This window comes from Stenotrophomonas sp. Steno-C18, from assembly GCF_056393195.1.
The window spans coordinates 162282-185260 of sequence record NZ_JBWJOX010000002.1 but is presented as its reverse complement, the minus strand read 5'-3'; the positions used below and the strand labels follow the sequence as shown (position 1 = coordinate 185260).

Genomic DNA, 22979 nt, shown 5'->3' with positions numbered 1-22979 from the left:
TGCAAGCAATGGATCATGCTGCGGACGCACACCGCGGCCCATTCTTGCGGTAGAGTTGCCCGGTGCCCATTCTGACGACCAAGCGTTCCCTTTCTTCCGCTCGCCGCTGGTGGCGATGGTGGCCCGTTGCCGTCGTCCGTCCCGCCACCGTCGTTTCCCGGAAGGAAAGCCGTCTTGATCTCGCAAGAGCAGTTCCAGCAGCAGGCCGCTGAAGGCCACACCCGCATCCCCGTCGTCCGCGAAGTGCTGTCCGACCTGGACACGCCGCTCTCGGTTTACCTCAAGCTCGCCGACGGCCCGTTTACCTATCTGTTCGAATCGGTCGAAGGCGGCGAGCGCTTCGGGCGCTATTCCATCATCGGCCTGCCGGCCCGCCGCATCTACAGCTTCCGGGGCCATACGCTGGAAACCAGCGAACTGGGCGAGGTGATCGAGCGCCGCGACGTCGCTGACCCGCTGGCCGAGGTGGAAGTGCTGCGCGCCCAGCATTCGGTGCCGCAGTTCGAAGGCCTGCCGGGCTTCACCGGTGGCCTGGTCGGCTGGTTCGGCTTTGAATGCATCCAGTACATCGAGCCGCACCTGGGTGCCGGTGACAAGCCCGACGAGCTGGGCACGCCGGACATCCTGCTGATGCTCTCCGAAGAACTGGCGGTGTTCGACAACCTCAAGGGCCGGCTGTACCTGATCGTGCATGCCGATCCATCACAGCCGCAGGCGTGGGCGCGTGCCAACCGTCGCCTCGACGAACTGGCGCACCGGCTGCGCCAGGGCGGCGCCGGCTACCCGCAGGCGCAGGTGTCCGATGCGATCGACGAGCAGGACTTCAAGTCCTCCTTCACCCGCGAGCAGTACCACGACGTGGTGCGCAAGGCGCAGGAGTACGTGCGCGCCGGCGACATCTTCCAGGTGGTGCCCAGCCAGCGCCTGCGGGTGCCGTTCCGCGCGCGGCCGATCGACGTGTACCGCGCGCTGCGCGCGTTGAATCCGTCGCCGTACATGTATTTCATCGATGTCGGTGGCACCCAGGTGGTGGGTTCCTCGCCGGAGATCCTGGCGCGCCTGCGCGATGGCGTGGTCACCGTGCGTCCGATCGCCGGTACCCGCCCGCGTGGCGCCACCCCGGAGCTGGACCAGGCGCTGGAGGCCGAGCTGTTGGCCGATCCGAAGGAACGCGCCGAGCACGTGATGCTGATCGACCTGGGCCGCAATGACGTCGGTCGCATCGCCGAGCCCGGTACGGTCAAGGTGGGCGAGCAGTTCGTGATCGAGCGCTACAGCCACGTCATGCACATCGTCAGCGAAGTCACCGGCACGCTGAAGGCGGGGCTGAGCTACAGCGACGTGCTGCGCGCGACCTTCCCGGCCGGCACCGTCAGCGGCGCGCCGAAGATCCGCGCGCTGGAGATCATCCGCGAGCTGGAGCCGGTCAAGCGCAACGTGTACTCCGGCGCGGTCGGTTACATCGGCTGGCACGGTGATGCCGACACCGCCATCGCCATCCGCACCGCGGTGATCCAGGACGGCCACCTGTACGTGCAGGCCGGCGGCGGCGTGGTCTACGACTCCGACCCGGATGCCGAGTGGCACGAAACCATGAACAAGGGCCGTGCGTTGTTCCGCGCGGTGGCGCAGGCAGCGAAGGGGCTGTGATGCCTGCCTTCTGTTGTTCCCCGGATGTCTGACTTCGATCATCAAGGAGATACGTTGATGCCACGGATACTGCCGCGTTTTCTTTTCACCGTGCTGTTGATGCTGCCGTTGGCCGGCATGGCGCAGGTCAATAGCCTGCCGTCGCAACCGCACCTGCTGGTGAAGGGGCAGGCCAGCCAGGAAGTGGTCCCGGATCAGTTCGGGATCAGCATCGTCCTGCGTTCGATGGACAAAGCCCCCTCGGTGGCGAGAGAGAAAGCGCAGGCCAACGCCGCGCAGGTGCTGGCAGCATTCAAGGCACAGCATGCGCTGAGCGAGAGCGTGCAGGCATCGGCGCTGAGTATCGGGCCGGAGTATCGATACGAAAACAATGCGCAGGTGTTCGTGGGGACCAAGGTCGAGCGTTCGCTGTCGGCGAAGTTCGGTTCGCTGGAGGATGTGCGGCATCTGCTCGCCAGCTTGAAGACCAGCGAAGAGCTGCAGGTTTCCGGCATCACCACCGGCTTCAAGGATGAGGCCAAAGTGCGTGCCGGGCTGAAGCGCCAGGCGGCTGAGCAGACGCGGGAGACTGCGCGCAGGCTTGCCGAGTCCTACGGTGTGCGCCTGGGTGGGCTGTACACCATTTCCGAGGTGGCGCCGAGCTTTGCCTATGGCGTTCAAGCGGGCACGTGGCCACTTGAGCGCGGCTCCGGTGGATTGCCATCGCCGCCTGTGCCGCCAACCGACCTTGCAGTCAATGCGCGCGCGGCAGATGGCTTTTTCTCGGAGTCTCTGGAAGCCGGCAGCCTCACCCTTTCCGAAAATGTCTACGCGATCTTCCTGATCGCCCAATGAGCCTATTTCCATGCTGTTGATGATCGACAACTACGACAGCTTCACCTTCAACCTCGTGCAGTACCTGCAGATGCTCGGTGCCGAGGTGAAGGTGGTGCGCAATGACGCGATGAGCGTCGAGCAGATCGCCGCGCTCAAGCCGTCGCACATCGTGGTCTCGCCGGGGCCGAAGACGCCCAACGAAGCCGGCGTGTCGCTGGAGGTGATCCGCCAGCTCGGCCCGAGCATCCCGGTGTTCGGCGTGTGCCTGGGCCACCAGAGCATTGGTCAGGTGTACGGCGGTGACGTGATCCGTGCCAGCAACATCATGCACGGCAAGACCTCGCCGATCCGGCACGAGGGCAAGGGCGTGTTCGCCGGCCTGCCAGACCGCTACGAGGCCACGCGTTACCACTCGCTGGTGGTGGACAAGGCCACGCTGCCGGCCGAGCTGGAGATCACCGCCTGGACCGAGAACCCGGACGGCTCGATGGAGGAAATCATGGGCCTGCGCCATCGCCAGTATCCCGTGGAAGGCGTGCAGTTCCATCCCGAATCCATCCTCACCCAGCACGGCCATGCGCTGATGAAAAACTTCCTGGACCGCACGGCATGATGATCGAGCCGTCCCAGCTGCTGTTGTTCATGCTGGCCGGCTGGGTGCTGAACCTGACCCCGGGCCCGGACGTGCTGTACATCATCAGCCGTTCGCTGCGTGGCGGGCGCCGTGCCGGCTTTGCCGCGGTGGCCGGCATCAGCACCGGTTGCCTGGTCCACGTGGCGCTGGCATCACTGGGGCTGGGCGTGCTGCTGGCCACTTCGGCGACGTTGTTCATGGTGGTCAAGGGCGTCGGCGCCGCCTACCTGCTGTGGGTCGGCGTGCGCCTGCTGCTGGCCAAGGGCAGCCCGGACACCCTGCAACAAGGCGTGGATGCCGGCGGCGGCGCGGGCTCGTGGTGGCAGGTGTTCGCCGGTGGCTTCCTGACCAACGTGCTGAACCCGAAGGTGGTGCTGTTCTTCCTGGCCTTCCTGCCGCAGTTCATCGCCCCCTCGGTGCAGAACAAGACGCTGGCCTTCGCCATGCTCGGGCTGATCTTCACCGTCAACGCGCTGCCGATCACCGCGCTCTACGTGCTGGCGGTCGACCGCATGCGCAGCAGTCGCTGGGCCGCGCGCGGCATGCAATGGCTGGACAAGGTGGCCGGTGTGCTGTTCATCGGCTTTGGCGTGCGCCTGGCATTGAGCGCGAGGCCGGTGCCATGAGTGATGCCGACCTGCGCCTGTTCGTGGTGATGCTGGGTGGGCGCCATGCCCGCGCCAACACCGAAGTGCACGACGTCGTGTTCGCCGTGGCACCCAGCATCGAGCAGAGCTACCCGCAGCTGCGCCAGCAATGGTTCGGCGATGCGGCAGGGCTGCACCTGGATTCGTGGATGACCGTCGATGGGGTGGAGCAGTGGCAGGTGCGCCTGTCCACCGAAGCGCCGGCCGCCGAGGCACCCCGGCTGTACTTCGTGAACCTCGGTGGCTACGTTGCCGGCGAGTTCGGCGAGGCCCATCGCTACCTGCTGGTGGTCGCCGCCGACAGCGTCGATGCCAAGCGCAAGGCGCTGGCGCAGGCCGAAGCGGAGTGGATCAAGCCGCACCGTGACGCGCTGCTGGACGTGGACAGCTGCCTGCCGGTCGGCCCGATCGGCGGCCTGCACGTGCAGCTGCTGCCGGGCCCGCATGCCGGCATCCACAGCCAAAGCGACTACATCGTTATTTCCTGATTCCTGGAGTTGTCATGACCCTCACCGCGCAGGAAGCCCTGCAACGCACCATCGAGCACCGCGAGATCTTCTTCGACGAGATGGTCGACCTGATGCGCCAGATCATGCGCGGGGAAGTCTCGCCGACCATGACCGCAGCCATCCTCACCGGCCTGCGGGTGAAGAAGGAAACCGTTGGCGAGATCGCCGGCGCGGCCACGGTGATGCGCGAGTTCGCGCTGCCGGTGGCGGTGCAGGACAAGACCCACCTGGTCGACATCGTCGGCACCGGCGGCGATGGCTCGCACACCTTCAACATCTCCACCTGCTCGATGTTCGTGGTGTCGGGGGCCGGGGCTAAGGTGGCCAAGCACGGCAACCGCAGCGTGTCGTCCAAGTCCGGCAGCGCCGATGCGGTGGAGGCGCTGGGCGCGATCATCGAACTCAACCCGGGGCAGGTCGCGCAGGCCATCGAGCAGACCGGCATCGGCTTCATGTTCGCGCCGATGCACCACCCGGCGATGAAGGTGGTGGCACCGGTGCGCCGCGAGATGGGCGTGCGCACCATCTTCAACATCCTTGGCCCGCTGACCAACCCGGTCGGGGCCACCAACATCCTGATGGGGGTGTTCCATCCCGACCTGGTCGGCATCCAGGCGCGCGTGCTGCGCGAGCTCGGTGCCGAGCGCGCGCTGGTGGTGTGGGGGCGCGACAACATGGACGAGATCTCGCTGGGGGCCGGCACGCTGGTCGGCGAACTGCGCGACGGCAAGGTGCGCGAGTACGAGATCCACCCGGAGGATTTCGGCATCGCCATGTCCGCCAGCCGCAACCTGAAGGTCACCAGCCCGGAAGAGTCCATCGCCATGCTGCGCGGGGTGCTCGACAATGTGCCGGGCCCGGCCAACGACATCGTCGCGCTCAATGCCGGCGCGGCGTTGTACGTGGCCGGGGTGGCCGACAGCATCGCCGATGGCCTGGCCCGTGCCCGCGCGGTGATCGCCGATGGCACTGCCCGCGCCCGCATGGAACAGTACGTGGCCGCCACGCGCCGGTTGGCCGCTGTCATTTGAACCCGGGTCGCCCCCGGTCCTCCCGATCACCCGTGCCCGCAACACCCGTCTTCCAGGAAGCAGAACCATGAGCGACATCCTCAACACCATCCTCGCCCGCAAGTCGCAGGAGGTGGCGCAGCGCAGCGCCCGCGTGCCGTTGGCCGAGTTGAAGGCGCGCGTGGCCGATGCCTCGCCGGTGCGCGGCTTCGCCAATGCGCTGCAGGCGGCCATCGCCAACGGCGACCCAGCGGTGATAGCGGAGGTCAAGAAGGCCAGCCCATCCAAGGGCGTGATCCGCCCGGACTTCCGCCCGGGCGAGATCGCGGTGAGCTACGAGTTCGGCGGCGCCAGCTGCCTGTCGGTGCTGACCGACGTGGACTTCTTCCAGGGCGCCGACGCCTACCTGCAGGAAGCGCGCGAGGCCTGCACGCTGCCGGTGCTGCGCAAGGATTTCGTCATCGACCCCTACCAGGTGGTCGAGGCGCGCGTGCTGGGTGCCGACTGCATCCTGCTGATCGTCTCGGCGCTGGATGACCGCCAGCTGGCCGAACTGTCCGACCTGGCGATGCAGCTGGGCATGGATGTGCTGGTCGAGGTGCATGACATCGACGAGCTGGAGCGTGCCATCCAGGTACCGGTGCCGCTGGTGGGCATCAACAACCGCAACCTGCGCACCTTCGAGGTCTCGCTGCAGACCACGTTGGCGATGAAGGATGCGGTGCCGCGGGACCGCCTGCTGGTCACCGAAAGCGGCATCCTCGGCCCGGCCGACGTGGCGACCATGCGCGGGGCAGGCGTCAATGCCTTCCTGGTCGGTGAGGCCTTCATGCGGGTCGAAGAGCCGGGCGAGGGCCTGCGTCAGCTATTCTTCCCGGCATGACCGAGTCCTATCCTGTTCCCCGCGACGATGCCCCGCTGGTCGTCTTCGATTTCGATCACACGCTCTACGACGGTGATTCCGGCAGCCACCTGTTCGCCTGGCTGATCAAGCGCAACCCGCTGCGGGTGCTGGCCGCGCTGCTGATCACGCCCATCGCCGGCCCGCTGGTGGCGATGCTGCCGACCCGACGCATCGGGATCTCCGCCTATGTGTGGGTGGCCACCTTCGGCCTGCACAAGGCACGCGAGTTCAACAGCGTGATCGACCAGTACGTGCTCAGGCACGAGGCGGAAATCCGCCGCAAGCTGCTGCCGCACGCGCTGGACGTGTTTGCTGCCCATCGCCGCGCCGGCGACCGGGTGGTGGTGGCCACCGGCGCGCCGCCGGAACTTGCCCGCGCCATCCTGGCCTTCGTCGCCCAGCAGGGCGTGCCGGTGATCGGCAGCGAGGTCGGCCCGCGCCTGGGCGCGGTGGGTGCCACCCGCCACTGCCACAACGAGGAAAAGATGCGCATGCTGCGCGAGCGCGGTTATGGCGACATCGCCATTGCCTATTCGGACAGCACCGCCGACCTGCCGCTGCTCAAGGCCGCCAAGGCCCCGGTGGTGGTCAATCCCAAGCATTCGCGCGTGGCGTACTTCGGCAAGGTGCTGCCGGCCGGCACGCCGATCCTCAACTGGGGTTGCGTCGGCCGCGGCGGCGATCCGCTGCCGAAGTAACGAACGGCATTCCCCCGCGCGGGGTGAAGGCATGCGGCTTGCGAGCCGTTGGCCCGTGCATGGCCGGGGGGCGCAGCGAGGTGCCCAACGGGCGGATGAGGGCTTCTGCGCTCAGCCGGCGCGCAGCTTCATCACCGCCATGCCGATCTGGAACAGGCTGATCGACAGCACCAGCACGCCCACGGCGACCAGCACCCAGCGCTCCTTGACCCGCTTCACCAGCAGCGCCGCCACCGGCGCGGCCATCATCCCGCCGACCAGCAGGCCGGCGACGATGGACAGGTGCTGCAGCCCCATCGAGAGCAGGAAGGTGATCGAGATCGACAGCGTCACCACGAATTCGGCCGCGTTGACCGAGCCGATGGTGGTGCGCGCCTGCCCGCCGCGGGCCAGCAGGGTGGAGGTGGCCACCGGGCCCCAGCCGCCGCCGCCGCTGGCGTCCAGCAGGCCGGCGAAGAAGCCCAGCACCGGTACCCGCTTCACTTCCTGGCGCGGCGCGAACCTGCCGGCCGCACGGGCCAGGATGAAGATCGCCAGCACCAGCAGGTAAAGATAGATGAATGGCCGGACCACCTCGCCGGGCAGCTGGGTGAGCACATAGGCCCCGATCGCCCCGCCGACCGCGCCGGACACGGCCAGGCGCAGGAACAGCCGCTTGTCGACGTTGCCGGCGACCAGGTGCGAGACCCCGGACGCGCCGGTGGTGAACACCTCGGCGGTATGGATGCTGGCGCTGACCGCCGCCGGTGGCAGTCCCATGCTCAGCAGGACCGAGGACGAAATCAGTCCGAAGGCCATCCCCAGCGCGCCGTCCACGAGTTGGGCGCCCAGGCCGATCAGGATGAACCAGTAAAACTCGGTGCCGAATTCCATTCCCTGAGCCTGCGGGCTGGGGCAGGGCAGGTCAAGGCGCAGCGCCCAGTCTGACCGGCTTCAGTGACAGTGGCGGGCCGGGGGTAACGCTCCGGCAGCGTCGTGGTCGTGGCCAACGGGCAAGCGACCGTGGACGGTGCGGTTGTCGGCGCGATGGACCTGTCGGCCCTTTGCGGCAAAGGGCGTGAGGGTGTGAGATTCAACGTGGCGCCCAATGTTTGCCCCCTGTAACAAACATCGGGTGGGGTGGGGCAGGCTCAGCGCGTTCCGTACAGGACCACGGTCTTGCCGCGGGCATGCAGCAGCCCGTCGGCCTGCAGCTTCTTCAGCACGCGCCCGGCCATTTCACGGGAGCAGCCGACCAGTCGGGCGATCTCCTGGCGGGAGACGCGCAGCTGGGTGCCCTGCGGGTGGCTCATCGACTCCGGCTCCTTGGCCAGGTCGTGCAGGGTGCGGACGATGCGGTCGGTCACGTCCAGGAAGGCCAGGCGGCTGGCCTTGCGGCTGGTGTGCAGCAGCCGGCGGGAGATCTGCGAGCCGATGGCGTACAGCAGCTTCGGCGCGTCGGTGGACAGCGGCCCCAGGAACAGCTGGTGCAGCCGCTCGTAGCTGATTTCGGCCAGCTCGCACGGCGTCCGGGTGCGCAGGATGACTTCACGCTTTTCCGACTCGATGAACAGGCCCATCTCGCCGACGAACTCGCCGGCGCCGAAGTAGCCCAGCACCAGCTCCCGGTCATCCTCCTCCTCGGCGATGATGCTGACCGAGCCGCTGACCACGTAGTACATGGTCCCGGCGGGGTCGCCCGGGCGGAACACATCGGTGCGGGCCGGATAGCGCCGGCGGTGGCTATGGGCCAGGAAGCGGTCGATGGTCGCGATATCCAGCGCAAGCGGGCTGGAGGCGAGGCGCACATTGGTCACAGTGTTTGTGTTCCCAGGGCTCATGTTTGGAGTCCATAAATGAATGAACTTGACGGAGTTCACAAAAAGAATGAACTTGCTTAATGGGCAAGCTTAACGAGCCCGATCATAAGGGGCAAACGACCTTACGTGGGAACCGTATCGCGGGGGGGAACTTTGCCCCATAATTCGCGCTTTCCACCATCTACAGGATCGACCGCCGTGGTCAAGCCTTTGCCTCGCCTGAGGTTGCAAGGATTCAACAACCTCACCAAGGCCCTGAGCTTCAACATCTATGACGTCTGCTATGCGCGTACCGAAGAGGAGCGCCAGCGTTATATCGAGTACATCGACGAGGAATACAACGCCGATCGTCTCACGCAGATTCTCACCGATGTGGCCGAGATCATCGGCGCAAACATCCTCAACATCGCGCGTCAGGATTATGACCCGCAGGGTGCATCGGTCACGATCCTCATTTCCGAGGAACCGGTGATCGACAAGAAGGCCGCCGGCAAGGAGCTGATCTCCGACGCCGTGGTCGCGCACATGGACAAGTCGCACATCACCGTGCATACCTACCCGGAGACCCATCCGCAGGAAGGTATCGCCACGTTCCGTGCCGACATCGACGTGGCCACCTGTGGCGTGATCTCGCCGCTGAAGGCGCTGAACTACCTGATCGAGAGTCTGGAATCGGACATCGTGATCATGGATTACCGCGTGCGTGGCTTCACCCGTGACGTGAAGGGCAAGAAGCACTTCATCGACCACAAGATCAACTCGATCCAGAACTTCCTGGCCAAGAACATCAAGTCGCGCTACGAGATGTTCGACGTCAACGTCTACCAGGAAAACATCTTCCACACGAAGATGCACCTGAAGGACTTCGACCTGGACCAGTACCTGTTCGAGGAGAAAGCCAAGAATCTGTCGTTCAAGGAACGCATGAAGATCGAGGCGCTGCTGCGTCGTGAGATCGAAGAGCTGTTCCACGGCCGCAACCTGGCCGAGTAAGCACAGGCAACACCGGCGGGACGGCCCGCCCTGCAGTCACTGCAGAACGAAACCGACGGCGGCCCGGTGCGGAAGTACCGGGCCGCTTTGTTCTTGAATGAGGAAAACAACGATGCCCTGGATCTATCTGCTGCTCGCCGGCGTGTTCGAGATCGGCTTTGCACTGGGCCTGAAGTACAGCGAAGGCTTCACCCGGCCGCTGCCGAGCGTGATCACCGTGGTGATGGCCGGCATCAGCCTGTGGCTGTTGACCCAGGCGCTGCGCACCATTCCGGTGGGCACCGGCTATGCGGTATGGACGGGCATTGGCGCGATCGGCGTGGCCATCGCCGGCATGCTGCTGTTCGGCGACAGCACGTCGTGGCCGCGGCTGCTGTGCATTGCGCTGATCGTCTCCGGTGTCATCGGCCTGAAGCTGGTCAGCTGACCCGCAGTGCCGAGCCAGGCCCGGCAGGTTCTGCGGGCATGCCATAGCGGGGCATGGCCCGCCCTACCCGGAATCCAGGGAGTGCCGAGCCACGCTCGGCACGGGTTTCGCCGACATGTCGCAACGAGGCATGACATCGGTCGGCCGGGCTGTTCCCCCCCCCCCCCCTGACGGATGTCTCAAATTCGATACGCCACCGACTTCATCGCCCGGGAGGCCAGGGCCATCACCGAGGGGATCGGGAACGGCAGCTTGCGCGCGCCGGCATGCTCGGCGTGTTCGGCATGGCGGGCCTCGTCGAGCTTCATCACCTTCAGGATCTCGCGGCTGCGCTGGTCGGCCGGCGGCAGGGTCTCCAGGTGCTCGTCAAGGTGCGCTTCGACCTGGCGCTCGGTCTCGACCACGAACCCCAGGTTCCAGCCATCCCCGCGCAGGCCGGCCAGGGTGCCGATGGTGTAACTGCCGGCATACCACAGCGGGTTGAACAGGCTGGGGCGGCTGCCCAGTTCGCGCAGGCGATCGGCGCACCAGCTCAGGTGATCGGTCTCCTCCTGTGCGGCCGCCAGCAGGTGTTCGCGTGTGGCCGGGTCGCGGGCGACCGCCGCCTGGCCGAAATACAGGCCCTGGGCGCAGACCTCGCCGACGTGGTTGATCCGCATCAGACCCGCCGCATGGCGGGTTTCGGCGGCGTCCAGCACCACCTCGGGGGTGTCGCCGGCCGGGTTCGGGCGTGCGGCCGGCGGGTTGCCGAACACCGTGTCCAGGGCGCGCTGGGCTTCGGTCAGCAGGTGGTCCAGGGGCGTCTGTATGCGGGCAGCGGTCATGGCGGGCCGGTGGAGTGGGGTGGCCCGATTCTCGCCCCTGGTCCCTGGCCTGCCAAGGGCACCCGGGCCAGGGGTTGGGGATAACTTGCGCCGGCCCGGCGACCCCGGTACAATCCCGCGCTTCTGTTTCACCATTCACAACGCGTGGCAAAGTTCCGGTGGGATCCTCCGCCGCAATCCGCCCGACCTACCTTGAGTTCTTTATGAGCACTTTCACTGCAAAGAACGAGACCGTCCAGCGCGACTGGTACCTCGTTGACGCCGCCGGCAAGACGCTGGGCCGTCTGTCCACCGAGCTGGCTCGCCGCCTGCGTGGCAAGCACAAGCCGACCTACACCCCGCACGTTGACACCGGTGATTACCTGGTCGTCATCAATGCCGACAAGATCGCCGTCACCGGCAAGAAGCTGAAGGACAAGAAGTACCATCGCTTCACCGGCTACATCGGCAACCTGAAGACCGAATCCCTGGAGCAGGCGCTGGAGCGTCACCCGGAGCGCGTGATCGAGATCGCGGTCAAGGGCATGCTGCCGAAGGGCCCGCTGGGTCGTCAGATGTACCGCAAGCTCAAGGTCTACGCCGGCACTGAGCATCCGCACGCCGCACAGCAGCCGCAGGTTCTGGATATCTAATCATGGCTATCACTCAAAACTACGGCACTGGCCGCCGCAAGTCCTCCACCGCCCGCGTGTTCCTGCGCAAGGGCACCGGCAACATCACCGTCAACGGCCGTCCGCTGGACGAGTTCTTTGGCCGTGAGACCGCGCGCATGATCGTGCGCCAGCCGTTGGAACTGACCAAGAACACCGAGAGCTTCGACGTCATCGCCACCGCTGCTGGCGGCGGCACCACCGGCCAGGCCGGTGCGATCCGTCTGGGCATCGCGCGCGCTCTGGTCGAGTACGACGCAACCCTGAAGGTTGAACTGCGCAAGGCTGGCTTCGTGACCCGCGACGCCCGTGAAGTCGAGCGTAAGAAGGTCGGCCTGCACAAGGCACGTCGCGCCACCCAGTTCTCCAAGCGTTAATCGCCTTGGGGTGGGATTCTTCGGAATCCCCCTGGGAAAGCAAAAGCCCGGCTTCGGCCGGGCTTTTGTCGTTTCCGGGGTGTGGATCCGGCGCGGGTATTCACCTTGCTGGAATCTTCCGGGCCCGGTCGATGCATAAAAAAAGACCCGATCTTTCGATCGGGTCTTTCGTGTCTGGCAGCCCCGGAAGGATTCGAACCTCCGAATGTCTGAGTCAGAGTCAGATGCCTTACCGCTTGGCGACGGGGCTGTGGTGCAGCGCGATTATCGCACATCCGGCCCGATGGTTGGGCATTGGCGCGAAAGGGTGGAACAGAAAAGGCCTGATCTTTCGATCAGGCCTTTTTGTGTCTGGCAGCCCCGGAAGGATTCGAACCTCCGAATGTCTGAGTCAGAGTCAGATGCCTTACCGCTTGGCGACGGGGCTGTAGTGCAGGTGGAACCTGCGTTCCCATGGTGGCTATGGGTGGACTCGAACCACCGACCCCAGCATTATGAGTGCTGTGCTCTAACCGGCTGAGCTACATAGCCTTGGGAGCCGGTAATTCTGGTGGTGCCGCGTCATTCTGTCAACAGATTTTTTCGCGCTTGTGGCCTGCGCAAGGCCATGGCAGAGTCCTCGGCAGTAGAAATTTTAGGAGTCCGCATCGTGATCGATCCGGACGGCTATCGACCGAATGTCGGCATTGTGCTGATGCGGGAGGATGGGCAGGTGTTCTGGGCACGACGCGTGCGCCGGGATGGCTGGCAGTTCCCGCAGGGCGGAATGAATACCGACGAAACGCCTGTCGAAGCCATGTACCGCGAGCTGCAGGAGGAAACTGGCCTGCTGCCCGAACACGTCGAAGTACTGGGGGCGACCCCCGGATGGCTTCGCTACCGGCTGCCCAGCCGGGCCGTACGCCGCAACGAACGCCAGGTCTGCATCGGCCAGAAGCAGGTCTGGTTCCTGTTGCGCCTGACCGGCGACGAGGCGCATGTACGGCTGGACCAGACCGAGACCCCCGAGTTCGACCATTGGCGCTGGGTGGATTTCTGGTACCCGGTCGAGCATGTGGTGATCTTCAAGCGCGGTGTCTATGCCCGTGCGTTGCGGCACCTGGCGCCATTGGCGCGGGGCATCGCCGGGTCCGGCGTGCAGTCGATGCCGACATCGGCGCTGGAGGCCTGGCTGCCGGGCAATACCGCCGGGCACGACCGGCCGCGCAAGCGGCAGCGGCGGCAGGGGCCATGGCGGAAGAAGATTAATAATGATTAACGGCTGGAATTGACAACCATTATCATTTGCGGTGGAATGCGCTCAGCCAATCAAGGCTGTCCAACGAGCAAGCATCCGTGTACGTCTGCATCTGCAATGGGGTTACCGATCACCAGATCCGTGAAGCCGCGCTTGCCGGTTGTGACAGCGTGGCCGAACTGACCATGCGCACCGGATGCGGCTCCAATTGTGGCTCCTGCCTGGACATGGCCGCAGGCCTGCTGGAGCAGGCGCGGCTGACCCGCGAGTTGCCCTTGCCGATGTTGCAGGCCGCCTGAGCCTGCCCGCTGCCGCGGCGGCTAATGATCACGATTCGCGTTCCTTCATTGCGCGCCGACAACGGGTAAAGTTCGCCCGTTCACATCGTCGGAGTCCGTGCCATGAAAGGCGACGCCAAAGTCATCGAGTTTCTCAACAAGGTCCTCTACAACGAGTTGACCGCGATCAACCAGTACTTCTTGCACGCCAAGATGCTGAAGAACTGGGGCCTGAAGGAACTGGCCGAGCACGAGTACAAGGAATCGATCGACGAGATGAAGCACGCCGATGCGCTCTCCGATCGCATCCTGTTCCTCGAGGGACTGCCGAATTTCCAGGCGTTGGGCAAGCTGCGCATCGGCGAGAATCCGACCGAGATCCTGAAGTGCGACCTGGCCCTGGAGAACGAGGCCGTCGTGGTGCTGCGCGATGCCGTGGCCTACGCCGAGTCGATCAGCGACTACGTCAGCCGCGAGCTGTTCGTGAAGATCCTCGATTCGGAGGAAGAGCACATCGATTGGCTGGAGACCCAGCTGGACCTGATCGAGCGCATTGGTGAGCCGAACTACCTGCTGACCAAGATCGACGACTGAGTTCCGGCGTCTCGCCACGACGGCGTCATGTGCGGTGGATGACCGCGCATGGCGCCGTTGTCGTTTGTGCGGTTTGGTGCCTGGGGCGGCGTTGCCGTGTCGCGTTGAGCGGATGTGCCGGGTGCGGACGGGGTTGGGGACGGGGCCGGGATTCCATCCCGGCCCGCGCAACCGGTAGCCAGAGCGCAGGGCTGGCGGGGACTTTCGTCCCGCCGGTGTCAGGACTGCGGCAGGCCGTGCTGGTAGGCGGCCAGGGCGATGCGGGCGCGGGCGAATTCGGCGATCACCAGCGCGGCCATGACCGTCGGGCGTTCCAGCGTGCCGGTGCGCGCGGCGTGTTCGATGCGGCGGGCGGCATCGGACAGGGCCTGCGCACCGACGTTGCCGCTGGAGGACTTCAGGCTGTGCGAGATCTCGCGGATACGCTCGTTGTCCGCCATCGCGGCAGCCTGCTGCAACTGTTCGACCAGGCGGGGCGTTTCGTCCAGGAACAGGGCGATGATCGCGCCGGTTTCATCGCCGGCGATCTCGAACAGCTCGTCCAGCACGGTGGTGTCCAGCACGGCCATGGCCGGCACTTCGGCTGGGCCAGGTGACGGGGGCGCTGCGGGAGCGCTGGGGGCTTCTGAAGGCATGGGCGTGTCGGTCGTGGTGGTGGCAGCGGGCGGCAGGTGCCGATGGCGTTGCAGGCAGGCCTGCAGCTGGGCGCGTGAGATGGGTTTGGAGAGGTAGTCATCCATGCCGGCATCCAGGCAACGCTGGCGGTCGCCGGCCATGGCGTTGGCGGTCATGGCGATGATCGGCAGCCGCGCGCTGCCGGTGCTGGCCTCGTGCGCGCGCCAGCGGCCGGTGGCGGCATAGCCGTCCAGCACCGGCATCTGGCAGTCCATCAGCACGGCCTCGTAGTCGTGCCGGCGCAGCTTGTCCAGGGCAATCGCCCCGTTCTCGGCGGCGTCGGGGATACAACCCAAGACCTTGAGCAGCTTCTGCGCCACCATCAGGTTGACCGGGTTGTCCTCGACCAGCAGCACCTTCATGCCGGTCAGGTCGACGTTGTCGGTCGCGGGAAGCGCCTCGGGCGCAGCCGGCATGAGCGTTGGTGCGCGGATGGCCGGTGCAGCTGGCGTGGCAGGGGGAGCCGGAACCGGCGGGGTCGTCGGTTCCGCGTCGGGTGTGGCACCGGCATGAACGTTCGTGGCCGTGGCAACAGGTGCGGTGCTGGTCGCAATCGTTGCTGCCGGCGCATCGTCGTGGCGCGGTGCGATCACCCGTGGTGCAGCGAGCGCCTGGCGCAGCTGTGCGTCGGCCAGCTGCTTGGGCAGCAGTATCGCCGTGCCGGTCTGCAGGTCCTCGGCCGGCAGCGCATCACCCTGCAGCCATACCAACCGGGGGGCGGTATTGCCCATGCGCTCGACGGCACGCTGCAAGGCGACCGCACTGCCGCGCTGGGACTCCAGGTCGCCGATGACGGCATGGAAGCTGCTGCTGGTGGCGGGGTTGCGCAGGTACTCCAGGGCTTCCTGCAGGCCCGGCGCCGCCAGCGGCTCGTAGCCCCAGGTGGCGAGGATGCGCTCGAAGCGCTGGCGCAGGCGTTGTTCGGGCAGCAGCAGCAGGACCTTGCGGGGCTTGCCGAGGTGATCGGGTTGCTGCAGGTCGCCGATGACCTTGAGCAGCGGGATCTCGAACCAGAACGTGGCGCCGCGCCCCGGCTGTGACTGCACGCCGATGGTGCCGCGCATCAGGTCGATGATGCGCTTGCAGATGGCCAGGCCCAGCCCGGTGCCGCCGTACAGGCGGGTGGTGGAGGCGTCGGCCTGGGTGAAGGCATTGAACAGGCGTTCCTGCTGCGCGCTGTCCAGGCCGATGCCGGTGTCGCGCACCTCGAAGCGCAGCTGATGCTGCGCCGGGGTCTCGCCGAGCCGCTTGACGTTGACCTGCACGCTGCCGCGCTCGGTGAACTTGATCGCATTGACCAGCAGGTTGCCCATCACCTGGCGCAGCCGCACCGGATCGCCGCGCACCGGCAGGCGCACGGCCGGATCGATGTGCAGCGACAGGCGCAGGCCCTTGTGCTCGGCGGCGCGCTGCATCAGCAGCAACATGCCTTCCAGGGTCTCGCGCAGGTTGAAGGTGGTGATCTCCAGCTCCAGCCGGTTCGCCTCGAGCTTGGAGTAGTCCAGGATGTCATCGACGATGCGGAACAGCTGCCGCGAACTCTCGGTGGCCGTGTTGAGCATGTTGCGCTGCTCCGGATCCAGCGGTCCCTGCGAGACCATCTCCAGCATCGGCAGGATGCCGTTGAGTGGCGTGCGGATCTCGTGGCTCATCGTAGCCAGGAATTCACCCTTGGCCAGCGTGGCGGCCTCGGCGGCCTGCTTGGCCTGCAGCAGTTCCTGCTCGAGCTTGCCGTGGCGCTGCTCGGCCTGGCGCAGACGATTGCCTTCCAGCTGCAGCTCATCGTTCTGCAGCTGCAGGGCATGTGCATCGCGTGCCAGGCCATTGCCGCTGATCGCCGCCAGCAGCGCGGCGGTGGCCGCGGCGATAGCGGCCGCGCCACCGGCCACGGCCGGCACCTGCGGCAGCCAGGCGGTGGCAGCGGAGGCCGCCGCGCAGCCGGCGGCCAACAGCGCCCAGTTGCGCGCTCCCCCGTGGCCGGCCACTTACAGCACCGCGTTCTGGAAATCGAAATTGAGCTCGGCGCCGGCGTGCTGCACGACGTTGCCCTGGATGAAGTCCACGCCCCCCATCCACATCGCCGCGGCGGCCTGCGGGTCTTCGATCTGCTGGCCGATGATCTGCACGTTGGCGCGGTGGGCCAGGTCGATGGTGGTGCGCAGCTCATCGCGCAGCTTCTGGCTGGTGTGGCTGCCGGCGTAGCGCGCGGCCATGCGCACGTAGCTCAGCGGCAGCTGGGTCAGCAGGGCGTTGGCTTCATCGCCGGGTTCGAACTGGCTCAGGCAGAACTGCACGCCGGCCGGCATCAGCCGTGCGCAGAACTGCTGCAGGCCGACCACGTGCACGAGTGCATCGGACAGGCGCACGTCGATGACCAACCCGTTGCCGGCGACCTGGCGGTCCTGCAACGCCTTGAGCAGCCAGTCGGCATAGGCACCGCGGGCCAGCGTGCGCAGCGACTGGGAAACGAACAGGCGCATCGGCGGGGTGGCGAACTGGTACAGGTGCAGCAGGCCGAGCGCGTGTTCGACCACCTGCTGGTCGAGGTCGGCGATGCGGCCGGCGGCTTCGGCGGCCGGGATCACCTGGCCGGCGGAAAGCAGGGTGCCGTTGCTCTGGCGCAGGCGCAACAGCAGCTGGTACTGCGCCGTGTCGCTGCCGGCGACGGCGACGATGGGCTGGTAGGCCAGCTCCAACTGGCCGTCCAGCAGGGCCAGGTGTTCCTTGTTCTGGGTCTCGTCCTCGGGCACGTAGGCAGCGCTGCCGGTATGGCTCAGGCGCGCCTGCAGGGTAGTGCGCTCGACCGCTTCCAGCGCGTTGTCCGCGTCGGCGAAGCCCTGCGACAGGCGGGCATGGCCGACGGCGCAACGCAGAAAGACCGATTCTTCCTCGCGTGCGGAGAACGGCTGCGCGGACAGGATAGTGCGGGTGAACTGGGCCAGTTCCTCGACCTTGGTCTCGTCCAGGTCGCGCGCCAGCAGCAGGAAGCTGTTGTCGTTCAGGCGTGCCAGCTGGTAAGGCTTGAGCCCGCCGAACAGGCGCTGCGCGGCCTGCACCATCAATCGTTCGAAGCTGGCGTAGCCGTAACGCTCGCGCAGGCCCAGCGCGCTGGCGATCTCGATGAACAGCAGTCCGCCGCTGGCCGAGGCCGCCAACGCCGCCTGCAGCTGCTGCATGACGTTGTGGCGCGTGGGCAGGCCGGTTTCCGGGTTGTTCAACAGCGGGCCGGGCTCGCTGCGGCCGGCCGGCTGCATGCGGTTGCGGCGGATCCGGTTGGCGACCGCGGCGACCAGATGGCGAGGGCGGATCGGCTTGACCAGCACGTCGTCGGCACCGCAATCGAGTACTTCGAACTGGCGGTCCGGGTCGGCTTCACCGGTCAGGAACACGATCGGCAGCAGCTGCTGCTGCGGATGCTGGCGGATCATCGCGGTCAGGCGCATGCCGTCGATGCCGGGCATGTGCAGGTCCATCAGGATCAGGTCGGGGCGGTGCTCGGTGATGGCCTGCTGCACGCCGTCGACATCCATCTGCACGAAGGCCTGCATGCCGGCGCCATGCAGCACGCTCTGCGCGAACAGCGCCTGGGAGCGGTTGTCCTCGATGATCAGTACCCGGTACGGCGCTTCGGCATCGGTGGCCTGCGCCGGATCGGCGGCCGGGGCGTCCTCGCCGCTGCTGCGGATCTGCGCCTGCACGGCTTCGGCCGGCGGCGCATTGCGCACGCTCCAGCGCTGCCAGTAGCCGGCGGGCGGGGTTTCCGCACGAATGGGTCGGGCGGTCGGGGTCGGGGTGTCGGTGCTTGCCATTTCTGCTCCCGGTGGGCCGGGCGATTATGCGTTCAGGAAGAGGGTGGCAGCGACCGTTCGCCACTGCCGGAAAGGGGAGGCGTCGCCGCCGGGGCCGCGAACAGGCGCTTGAGGCCGCGCCACAGCATGCGCCAAACCAGCCAGACCACCAGCGCGCCGAGGATGCTGGCGCCCAGCACGAAGCACAGTGCCAGCCACGGATGCGCCAACGCCAGCGCCAGGCCGCCGACGACCACGGTGTCCTCGGCGACGGAGGCGACCCAGTTGCTGGCCGGTTCGGGCGAGGTGTTGAGCAGGGCGCGGGTGCCGGACTTGAGCCCGTGGCTGGCCAGCGCGACGCCGGCGCCGGCAACGAGGGCGCCGGTGCCGAGCTGGCCGTCCGGCGACAGCGTGGCGGCGGCCAGGAACGCCCCGGCGGGCACGCGGGCCAAGGTCTGGACCAGGTCCCAGATCGAATCCACGCCGGGGATCTTGTCGGCGAAGAACTCGGCCGCGGCCAGCGCGGCGGAGGTGCCCAGCACCCACCACGATTCGGTGGCCTGCAGGGCCGGAGGCAGGTCCACCCAGCCCAGCAGCCCGGCCAGACCGACGCCGAACACGGTCAGGTAGACACGGATGCCAGCCAGCCAGGCCAGCAGGATGCCGATGACGAATATGTGGGCTTCGGTCATGGGAGGGGCCGCGTGCGAACCGTGAGCAGGGTCCCAACTATCGGATATGCCCGCGATGATTGCCAGATGCGCGGGTACAGGCGTCGGCCATCGACTCTCGTTTACACTGGCCCGTCGTTAGTCAGACCGAGCAAGGCCGCCCTGTCGGGGCGCCGGAGCCTGCCATGAGCCCTCGACCCACTTCCCGTTTCCAGATCACCCCCCGTGGCGGCGCGTCGGCGCGGCCGGGCTGGGTGCCGCTCGCGCTGCTGGCCGGTGCCTGGCTGTTGTCACTGCTGCTGGTGGGCTGGCTGTCGGCGCGCTATGCCTCCCCCGATGCCGGAGGCCTGCGCGAGAAGCTGCGCCAGGCCGAGAGCCAGGTGAAGGTGCAGCGGGACAAGGTCGAGGAACTGCAGCAGCGCCAGGCCACGCTGGAGGCCTCGGACAAGATCAGCCGCGCCGCCAACACCGAGGTGCAGGCCTCACTGGCCGAGCGCGACGAGGAAATCGCCGGCCTGCGCGCCGACGTGGCGTTCTACGAGCGGCTGGTGGGTTCGACCAGCCAGCGCAAGGGGTTGAACACCCATTCGATCGAGTTTTCCCCCGAGGCCGCGGGCAGTTGGCACTACAACATCGTGCTCACCCAGAACCTCAACCGTGGCGCGATCAGCCAGGGGCAGATGCGGTTCTCGGTCGAGGGCGTGAAGGACGGCAAGCTGACCACGGTCAGCTGGGACGACCTGCACCAGCAGAAAAGTGCACCCGGCAAGGACTATTCGTTCCGGTACTTCCAGCAACTGGACGGTAGCGTGATGCTCCCCCGGGATTTCACCCCGCAACGTGTGCGAGTCTCGCTCACCGGGCCTGGGGGAGGCGCCACACAGACATTTGATTGGAAACTCGCCGGCAACGGCAGAGGGGAGTAACTATGTTCGGAAGCAAGTCCAGCCGCGACAACCACCTGGTCGTGGACGCCCTGATCGGGCCGCAGGTGGAGATCAGGGGCGACGTCGTATTCAGCGGTGGCCTGTACGTGGAAGGCCGCATCCTGGGCAAGGTGATCGTCGAGGACGGTGGCAACGGCACCCTGACCCTGGCCGAGCAGGGCCATATCGAGGGCGAGGTGCGGGCCACCGTGGTGGTGCTCAGCGGCCGCCTGGACGGTGACGTCCACGCCAGCGAGCGGATCGAGCTGACCCCCAGCGCCCGGGTGACCGGCAACGTGCATTACCAGGTGGTGGAGATGAGCGCCGGCGCGCAGCTCAATGGCCGCCTGGTGCATGCGGCCGCGATGGCCGCGCTGCCGCCGCCGGAGGACAAGCCGGCCGGCAAGGCGAAGAAAACTGAAGCCTCCGAGGCTTGAAAGCCCGCTGCCCGGCCCCCATGCTGGGCAGCATGAGTACGTTAGTGTCCCTGCCCGGCGTCCAGCCGGCGCCTGATTACCAGTCCCTGGACCGTCCGCTGAACTTCACGGCTTCGGCGGCATCGAAGGTGCGCGAGTTGATCCAGGACGAGGGCAATGCCGCCCTGGCCCTGCGCGTCTACATCCAGGGCGGTGGCTGCTCGGGCTTCCAGTACGGGTTCGAGTTCGACGAGAACCGTGCCGAGGACGATCTGGCGGTGGTCACCGAGGGCGTGACCCTGCTGGTCGACCCGTTGAGCCTGCAGTACCTGATGGGCGCCGAGGTGGACTACACCGAGAGCCTGACCGGCGCGCAGTTCGTGATCCGCAACCCGAACGCCCGCACCACCTGCGGCTGCGGCAGCAGCTTCTCGGTCTGATCCGCTGATCCACTCCATGCGTGGCATCGCCGTGCTTGCGGTGGGCGCGCTTTGGCGGCAGGCTCTGGGCGATGTCGACTCCTGACCGTACATTTTCCGGATACGCCTTTGCCGGCGTGCCACTGGACCGTGCCGATGCACTGCGCGGTGATGCCGAAGCGCTGGCGCGGCTGTGGCCGCAGGCCAAGGTGCTGGTACTGGATGCCGATGGCACCGCATTCGCCGATGGCGAAGGGCAACCCTTCATCGCCGAGGGCCACGCACTGGGCGGCGGGCCGGGTGCGGCGACCTTCCTGGGCCGTGATGGCAATGGCCACCCGTGGTTCGCCGCCGAGGCGACCGGGCTGACCCTGCAGGCGCCGGGGCGCATCGACTTGCGGCTTGCCGCGGCCACCTGGCCGCCGGAACTGGCCGATATCTTCTGTTACGCGCGCGGGATGTCGTACTGGCATTCGCGCAACCGGTTCTGTGGCGTCTGTGGCGCGGCGATCCGCTTTGGCCGCGCCGGCTTCATCGGCCATTGCGACCAGTGCGGCACCGAGCATTACCCGCGCGTGGATCCGGCGATCATCGTCGCGGTGGAAAACCAGGGCCGCCTGTTGCTGGGGCGGCAGTCCAGCTGGGCGCCGCGCCGCTATTCGGTGCTGGCCGGCTTCGTCGAGCCCGGCGAGAGTTTCGAGCAGACGGTGGCCCGCGAGGTGTTCGAGGAATCGCAGGTGCGGGTGCTTGCCTCGCGTTACCTGGGAACCCAGCCGTGGCCGTTCCCGGGGGCGTTGATGGTCGGTTTCATGGCCACCGCCGAGGACGACACGCCACGTGTCAACGGCGAGCTGGAGGACGCGCGCTGGTTCAGCGTCGAAGAGGTCGGTGCGGCGCTCCAGCGCGAGGCCAACGACGACGGGCAGGGCATCCTGCTGCCGCCACGCATCTCGATCGCGCGCAGCCTGGTCCAGCACTGGTACGAGCGGCAGGGAGGCTGATCCGGTGGCGATCCCGGGCGTACGCCATGTGATGGCAGGGCCTACAATCGCCAGCGGAGGAATCACATGTTCACGACCCTGGTAGCAGTGATCGCAGCGCTGGTGGTGGGCCATCTGGCCCCGGCCATGATGGCGGCCGTGCGCGATTGGCGCTGGTTCGGCCGCTGGATGCACTGGCTGCAGGGGCAATCCGGCCAGGAGGGCGCCGGGCGCTACTGGTTGGCCCTACCGATCCTGCCGTGCGTGGGGCTGGTGGCGCTGCTGCAATGGGCGCTGGACGAGCGCCTGTACGGGCTGCCGGCGTTGCTGTTCGGCGTGCTGGTGCTGGCGGTGTGCTGGGGCCCGCGTGACCTGGACCGCGATGTCGAGGCGGTGATCGATGCCGAGGACGCGCCCGCGCGCGATCTGGCGATATCCCACCTGCAGGCCGCCGGCGGCAGCCTGCGCGAGGACGCGCCGTCGCTGGTCGAGGCGACCGTCATCGATGCACTGCGGCGCTGGTTCGCGCCGTTGTTCTGGTTCCTGTTGCTGGGCCCCTTCGCGGTGGTGCTGTACCGGTTGCTGGCGCAGTCGGTGCAGGGGCCGCAGTCCGCGCAGGTGGGCCCGGCCAGCCGCGAAGGCGGTGGCTGGTTGCTGGCGGTGCTGGAATGGCCGGTGGCGCAGCTGATGACCCTGGCGATGGCGCTGGTCGGCAACTTCGATACGGTGTTCTCCGCGTGGCGGCAGGCAGGCGGCAACCGCTGGGCGCTGTCGTCGGCGTTCGTGGGCAAGGCGGCGCGTGCCGGCGTTGGTGCCGAGCTGGTGGATGAAGCCGAAGAAGCCCGCCTGTCGGGGCAGATGGCCCCGGACGAGCGTTACCCGGAGCTGCGCGATGCGATGAGCCTGGTCTGGCGCATGCTGCTGTTGTGGATGGCGCTGCTGGCCCTGCTGGTGATTGCCGGCTGGGTGGGCTGACCCCCGCAGGAGCGGCCTCGGCCGCGAAGCCGAGGCACGCTCAGTGGCACGGAACGCGGGACATCGTGCAGGTGATCACACG

The 22979-nt window shown here is 67.0% G+C and carries 26 protein-coding genes and 3 tRNA genes; 20 read left to right on the top strand and 9 right to left on the bottom strand.

All coding sequences use genetic code 11. The features are described from left to right. Positions 1-174 precede the first annotated feature (174 nt). From trpE to AC06FE_RS05375, 8 genes are all read left to right on the top strand, one after another. The gene (gene trpE / locus AC06FE_RS05410) at positions 175-1650 is read left to right on the top strand and encodes an anthranilate synthase component I (RefSeq protein ID WP_132863297.1); all 1476 of its coding nucleotides are present in this window, start codon (positions 175-177) and stop codon (positions 1648-1650) included. A gap of 57 nt (positions 1651-1707) precedes the next feature. Next, entirely contained in the window at positions 1708-2484 is a 777-nt protein-coding gene (locus AC06FE_RS05405) for an SIMPL domain-containing protein (protein ID WP_446541054.1), read from the top strand. Between the two features lie 10 nt (positions 2485-2494). Continuing rightward, entirely contained in the window at positions 2495-3079 is a 585-nt protein-coding gene (locus AC06FE_RS05400) for an anthranilate synthase component II (RefSeq protein ID WP_478072444.1), read from the top strand. Continuing rightward, a complete protein-coding gene (locus tag AC06FE_RS05395; protein ID WP_478072443.1) occupies positions 3076-3726 on the top strand; it encodes a LysE family translocator in 651 nt (216 codons plus the stop codon). Before AC06FE_RS05400 ends, AC06FE_RS05395 begins: the two co-directional genes overlap by 4 nt. After that, positions 3723-4235 (top strand): DUF1543 domain-containing protein, encoded by a 513-nt coding sequence (locus tag AC06FE_RS05390; protein WP_478072442.1) that lies wholly within the window; start codon positions 3723-3725, stop codon positions 4233-4235. The genes AC06FE_RS05395 and AC06FE_RS05390 overlap by 4 nt, the downstream gene beginning before the upstream one ends. A 14-nt stretch (positions 4236-4249) precedes the next feature. Next, on the top strand, positions 4250-5287 hold the full coding sequence (gene trpD, locus AC06FE_RS05385) for an anthranilate phosphoribosyltransferase (RefSeq protein WP_478072441.1): 1038 nt from the start codon (positions 4250-4252) through the stop codon (positions 5285-5287). 67 nt (positions 5288-5354) lie between these two features. Further along, positions 5355-6149 (top strand): indole-3-glycerol phosphate synthase TrpC, encoded by a 795-nt coding sequence (gene trpC, locus AC06FE_RS05380; protein ID WP_132863308.1) that lies wholly within the window; start codon positions 5355-5357, stop codon positions 6147-6149. Beyond that, positions 6146-6868 (top strand): haloacid dehalogenase-like hydrolase, encoded by a 723-nt coding sequence (locus AC06FE_RS05375; protein WP_478072440.1) that lies wholly within the window; start codon positions 6146-6148, stop codon positions 6866-6868. Before trpC ends, AC06FE_RS05375 begins: the two co-directional genes overlap by 4 nt. Positions 6869-6979: 111 nt before the next feature. Here AC06FE_RS05375 and AC06FE_RS05370 read toward each other — a convergent pair whose 3' ends face one another. Both AC06FE_RS05370 and crp read right to left on the bottom strand, forming a co-directional pair. Then, the gene (locus tag AC06FE_RS05370; RefSeq protein WP_478072439.1) at positions 6980-7741 is read right to left on the bottom strand and encodes a sulfite exporter TauE/SafE family protein; all 762 of its coding nucleotides are present in this window, start codon (positions 7739-7741) and stop codon (positions 6980-6982) included. A 257-nt stretch (positions 7742-7998) separates the two neighbouring features. Further along, positions 7999-8688 (bottom strand): cAMP-activated global transcriptional regulator CRP, encoded by a 690-nt coding sequence (crp, locus tag AC06FE_RS05365; RefSeq protein WP_132863313.1) that lies wholly within the window; start codon positions 8686-8688, stop codon positions 7999-8001. Positions 8689-8865: 177 nt separating this feature from the next. Here crp and speD point away from each other — a divergent pair, with 177 nt between their 5' ends. Together speD and AC06FE_RS05355 are read left to right on the top strand one after the other, a co-directional pair. Beyond that, on the top strand, positions 8866-9660 hold the full coding sequence (gene speD / locus AC06FE_RS05360) for an adenosylmethionine decarboxylase (RefSeq protein ID WP_054667806.1): 795 nt from the start codon (positions 8866-8868) through the stop codon (positions 9658-9660). A gap of 112 nt (positions 9661-9772) precedes the next feature. Next, positions 9773-10087, top strand: a complete 315-nt coding sequence (locus AC06FE_RS05355) for a DMT family transporter (protein ID WP_132863314.1) — start codon at positions 9773-9775, stop codon at positions 10085-10087. A gap of 179 nt (positions 10088-10266) precedes the next feature. Here the strand turns inward: AC06FE_RS05355 and coq7 are convergent, their stop codons facing one another. Further along, positions 10267-10911 (bottom strand): 2-polyprenyl-3-methyl-6-methoxy-1,4-benzoquinone monooxygenase, encoded by a 645-nt coding sequence (coq7, locus tag AC06FE_RS05350; protein ID WP_192286828.1) that lies wholly within the window; start codon positions 10909-10911, stop codon positions 10267-10269. A 203-nt stretch (positions 10912-11114) separates the two neighbouring features. Here coq7 and rplM point away from each other — a divergent pair, with 203 nt between their 5' ends. Together rplM and rpsI are read left to right on the top strand one after the other, a co-directional pair. Next, positions 11115-11543 carry a 50S ribosomal protein L13 gene (rplM, locus tag AC06FE_RS05345; protein ID WP_478072438.1) on the top strand — a complete coding sequence of 143 codons (429 nt, stop codon included), beginning with the start codon at positions 11115-11117 and terminating at the stop codon, positions 11541-11543. A gap of 2 nt (positions 11544-11545) precedes the next feature. Beyond that, positions 11546-11938: a 30S ribosomal protein S9 gene (gene rpsI, locus AC06FE_RS05340; protein WP_132863318.1), complete on the top strand. Its 393-nt coding sequence runs from the start codon at positions 11546-11548 to the stop codon at positions 11936-11938. A 175-nt stretch (positions 11939-12113) separates the two neighbouring features. Here rpsI and AC06FE_RS05335 read toward each other — a convergent pair. From AC06FE_RS05335 to AC06FE_RS05325, 3 genes are all read right to left on the bottom strand, one after another. Beyond that, a tRNA-Gln gene (locus AC06FE_RS05335) sits at positions 12114-12188 on the bottom strand. Positions 12189-12290: 102 nt separating this feature from the next. After that, positions 12291-12365: transfer RNA gene (locus tag AC06FE_RS05330), tRNA-Gln, on the bottom strand. A gap of 27 nt (positions 12366-12392) precedes the next feature. Further along, positions 12393-12469, bottom strand: a tRNA-Met gene (locus AC06FE_RS05325). Positions 12470-12587: 118 nt separating this feature from the next. Here AC06FE_RS05325 and AC06FE_RS05320 point away from each other — a divergent pair. The 3 genes from AC06FE_RS05320 (at position 12588) to bfr (ending at position 14047) form a co-directional block, all read left to right on the top strand. Beyond that, a complete protein-coding gene (locus tag AC06FE_RS05320; protein WP_132863320.1) occupies positions 12588-13196 on the top strand; it encodes an RNA pyrophosphohydrolase in 609 nt (202 codons plus the stop codon). A gap of 77 nt (positions 13197-13273) precedes the next feature. Then, positions 13274-13474 carry a (2Fe-2S)-binding protein gene (locus AC06FE_RS05315; RefSeq protein ID WP_132863322.1) on the top strand — a complete coding sequence of 67 codons (201 nt, stop codon included), beginning with the start codon at positions 13274-13276 and terminating at the stop codon, positions 13472-13474. 102 nt (positions 13475-13576) lie between these two features. Next, on the top strand, positions 13577-14047 hold the full coding sequence (bfr, locus tag AC06FE_RS05310; RefSeq protein WP_132863324.1) for a bacterioferritin: 471 nt from the start codon (positions 13577-13579) through the stop codon (positions 14045-14047). A 218-nt stretch (positions 14048-14265) separates the two neighbouring features. Here the strand turns inward: bfr and AC06FE_RS05305 are convergent, their stop codons facing one another. Genes AC06FE_RS05305 through AC06FE_RS05295 form a run of 3 tightly spaced genes read right to left on the bottom strand, consistent with a single transcriptional unit; the run spans position 14266 to position 19202 of the window. Further along, on the bottom strand, positions 14266-16707 hold the full coding sequence (locus AC06FE_RS05305; RefSeq protein WP_478072437.1) for an ATP-binding protein: 2442 nt from the start codon (positions 16705-16707) through the stop codon (positions 14266-14268). Beyond that, entirely contained in the window at positions 16708-18531 is a 1824-nt protein-coding gene (locus AC06FE_RS05300; RefSeq protein ID WP_478072436.1) for an EAL domain-containing protein, read from the bottom strand. It lies immediately after the preceding gene. 32 nt (positions 18532-18563) lie between these two features. Continuing rightward, positions 18564-19202 (bottom strand): DUF4126 domain-containing protein, encoded by a 639-nt coding sequence (locus tag AC06FE_RS05295; RefSeq protein ID WP_132863329.1) that lies wholly within the window; start codon positions 19200-19202, stop codon positions 18564-18566. A gap of 164 nt (positions 19203-19366) precedes the next feature. On the opposite strand from AC06FE_RS05295, the gene AC06FE_RS05290 reads away from it, so the two are divergent. The 5 genes from AC06FE_RS05290 (at position 19367) to ampE (ending at position 22897) form a co-directional block, all read left to right on the top strand. Then, complete coding sequence (locus AC06FE_RS05290) at positions 19367-20107, top strand: DUF6776 family protein (protein WP_132863330.1); 741 nt, start codon at positions 19367-19369, stop codon at positions 20105-20107. A 2-nt stretch (positions 20108-20109) separates the two neighbouring features. Continuing rightward, positions 20110-20544 (top strand): bactofilin family protein, encoded by a 435-nt coding sequence (locus AC06FE_RS05285; RefSeq protein ID WP_132863332.1) that lies wholly within the window; start codon positions 20110-20112, stop codon positions 20542-20544. Positions 20545-20576: 32 nt separating this feature from the next. Next, positions 20577-20963, top strand: a complete 387-nt coding sequence (gene erpA, locus AC06FE_RS05280) for an iron-sulfur cluster insertion protein ErpA (protein WP_132863333.1) — start codon at positions 20577-20579, stop codon at positions 20961-20963. Positions 20964-21034: 71 nt separating this feature from the next. After that, positions 21035-21943 carry an NAD(+) diphosphatase gene (gene nudC, locus AC06FE_RS05275; protein ID WP_132863335.1) on the top strand — a complete coding sequence of 303 codons (909 nt, stop codon included), beginning with the start codon at positions 21035-21037 and terminating at the stop codon, positions 21941-21943. A gap of 66 nt (positions 21944-22009) precedes the next feature. Beyond that, positions 22010-22897 (top strand): regulatory signaling modulator protein AmpE, encoded by an 888-nt coding sequence (gene ampE, locus AC06FE_RS05270; RefSeq protein ID WP_132863336.1) that lies wholly within the window; start codon positions 22010-22012, stop codon positions 22895-22897. Positions 22898-22979: the final 82 nt, after the last annotated feature.

What these genes read in the sequence shown, in the direction of transcription:
- AC06FE_RS05405 (WP_446541054.1), top strand. Translation starts at nt 1,708, where the DNA reads ATGCCACGGATACTGCCGCGTTTTCTTTTCACCGTGCTGTTGATGCTG.
- AC06FE_RS05400 (WP_478072444.1), top strand. Translation starts at nt 2,495, where the DNA reads ATGCTGTTGATGATCGACAACTACGACAGCTTCACCTTCAACCTCGTG.
- AC06FE_RS05395 (WP_478072443.1), top strand. Translation starts at nt 3,076, where the DNA reads ATGATGATCGAGCCGTCCCAGCTGCTGTTGTTCATGCTGGCCGGCTGG.
- AC06FE_RS05390 (WP_478072442.1), top strand. Translation starts at nt 3,723, where the DNA reads ATGAGTGATGCCGACCTGCGCCTGTTCGTGGTGATGCTGGGTGGGCGC.
- trpD (WP_478072441.1), top strand. Translation starts at nt 4,250, where the DNA reads ATGACCCTCACCGCGCAGGAAGCCCTGCAACGCACCATCGAGCACCGC.
- trpC (WP_132863308.1), top strand. Translation starts at nt 5,355, where the DNA reads ATGAGCGACATCCTCAACACCATCCTCGCCCGCAAGTCGCAGGAGGTG.
- AC06FE_RS05375 (WP_478072440.1), top strand. Translation starts at nt 6,146, where the DNA reads ATGACCGAGTCCTATCCTGTTCCCCGCGACGATGCCCCGCTGGTCGTC.
- AC06FE_RS05370 (WP_478072439.1), bottom strand. Translation starts at nt 7,741, where the DNA reads ATGGAATTCGGCACCGAGTTTTACTGGTTCATCCTGATCGGCCTGGGC.
- crp (WP_132863313.1), bottom strand. Translation starts at nt 8,688, where the DNA reads ATGAGCCCTGGGAACACAAACACTGTGACCAATGTGCGCCTCGCCTCC.
- AC06FE_RS05355 (WP_132863314.1), top strand. Translation starts at nt 9,773, where the DNA reads ATGCCCTGGATCTATCTGCTGCTCGCCGGCGTGTTCGAGATCGGCTTT.
- coq7 (WP_192286828.1), bottom strand. Translation starts at nt 10,911, where the DNA reads ATGACCGCTGCCCGCATACAGACGCCCCTGGACCACCTGCTGACCGAA.
- rplM (WP_478072438.1), top strand. Translation starts at nt 11,115, where the DNA reads ATGAGCACTTTCACTGCAAAGAACGAGACCGTCCAGCGCGACTGGTAC.
- rpsI (WP_132863318.1), top strand. Translation starts at nt 11,546, where the DNA reads ATGGCTATCACTCAAAACTACGGCACTGGCCGCCGCAAGTCCTCCACC.
- bfr (WP_132863324.1), top strand. Translation starts at nt 13,577, where the DNA reads ATGAAAGGCGACGCCAAAGTCATCGAGTTTCTCAACAAGGTCCTCTAC.
- AC06FE_RS05300 (WP_478072436.1), bottom strand. Translation starts at nt 18,531, where the DNA reads ATGGCAAGCACCGACACCCCGACCCCGACCGCCCGACCCATTCGTGCG.
- AC06FE_RS05295 (WP_132863329.1), bottom strand. Translation starts at nt 19,202, where the DNA reads ATGACCGAAGCCCACATATTCGTCATCGGCATCCTGCTGGCCTGGCTG.
- AC06FE_RS05290 (WP_132863330.1), top strand. Translation starts at nt 19,367, where the DNA reads ATGAGCCCTCGACCCACTTCCCGTTTCCAGATCACCCCCCGTGGCGGC.
- AC06FE_RS05285 (WP_132863332.1), top strand. Translation starts at nt 20,110, where the DNA reads ATGTTCGGAAGCAAGTCCAGCCGCGACAACCACCTGGTCGTGGACGCC.
- erpA (WP_132863333.1), top strand. Translation starts at nt 20,577, where the DNA reads ATGAGTACGTTAGTGTCCCTGCCCGGCGTCCAGCCGGCGCCTGATTAC.
- nudC (WP_132863335.1), top strand. Translation starts at nt 21,035, where the DNA reads ATGTCGACTCCTGACCGTACATTTTCCGGATACGCCTTTGCCGGCGTG.
- ampE (WP_132863336.1), top strand. Translation starts at nt 22,010, where the DNA reads ATGTTCACGACCCTGGTAGCAGTGATCGCAGCGCTGGTGGTGGGCCAT.